This is a genomic window from Paraburkholderia sp. J11-2 (assembly GCF_905220185.1).
Classification (GTDB): domain Bacteria; phylum Pseudomonadota; class Gammaproteobacteria; order Burkholderiales; family Burkholderiaceae; genus Paraburkholderia.
In genome coordinates this window covers 1-990 of sequence record NZ_CAJMYY010000090.1, presented here as the reverse complement: position 1 = coordinate 990, position 990 = coordinate 1, and the positions used below count along the sequence as shown (strand labels likewise).

General features: G+C 59.5%; 1 protein-coding gene and 1 pseudogene. Both read left to right on the top strand.

Annotation, left to right across the window (positions count from 1 at the left end):
* Window positions 1–95 precede the first annotated feature (95 nt).
* Window positions 96–728, top strand: coding sequence for an NAD(P)H-dependent oxidoreductase (locus tag U5A57_RS41270; protein WP_321918091.1), 633 nt, complete (start codon window positions 96–98; stop codon window positions 726–728).
* Window positions 729–777: 49 nt separating this feature from the next.
* Window positions 778–990, top strand: a pseudogene (locus U5A57_RS41265) (cupin); the annotation flags it as partial.

The following is a 990-nucleotide window of genomic DNA, read 5'->3' as shown; positions in this document are numbered from 1 at the left end:
ATTGGCGTTCGGATGGCTAATCAAGCGTTCGGCACCCCAGTATAGTCGGCGACGTTGAATCCGAAACCCATCGAGGATGAAAGATGAAGACGTTAGTGATCGTCGCACACCCTGACATCGAACACTCGCGCGGCAACAAGGCCCTTCGCGATGCAATCGACCAGGAACCGGATATCACCGTGCGTGAGTTGTACAAGCTGTACCCCGACTTCCGCATCGACGCAACACGGGAACAGCAACTGATTCGCGAACATGGGCATCTCGTTCTGCAATTTCCGATGTACTGGTACAGCTGCCCGCCATTGCTCAAGAAGTGGCTCGACGACGTTGTCAACGACACGCTGTTCGGCAGCGCGCCGGAAAAATCCCTGGTACTGAACGGCCGCACGCTCCAGCTTGCCGTGACGATCGGGCGTGTTCGCGAACGCTATTTTCCGCCCTCCCGCGAACACATCTGGGCCGAAGGCGTCACGCGGCCGTATCTCAAGCCGGCGCTGCTGGAGCGCCATGGTGAACACATCGTCGATACGCTGCTTGCGCCGTTCGAACAGACTGCGCACCTCGCCGGCATGGAATATGGACGTCCGTTCGTCATCTACAACATCGGCCCGCTGACACGAACCGGCTCCATCAGCCACGAAGCGCTGACCGAGCGCGGCGCAGCATACCGACAACTGCTGCGCGCTCTTGGGCCCGTAAGGTCTGTCGCGCCGGTAGAGGCGGTTTGAGCGCGTGATGCGCAACAGAACATCGTTTGATCTGACAAAGGACATCATCATGAGCGAAGCAACGACACGCAAGCCGGACGAACTGGCGATCCCCTATCAACATCCGCAGCCTGCCGACATGTCGGCAGACCTCGTTCACGCTGGCGTGCTCGACCAGTGGCTGCACGACGACAACCTGTGGGTGCCCACGACGAAGACCGTATCGTTCAAGCCCCTGCTCCTCAACGCGAGCCAGGGCTACTACGTCAATCTGCTGCGCGTT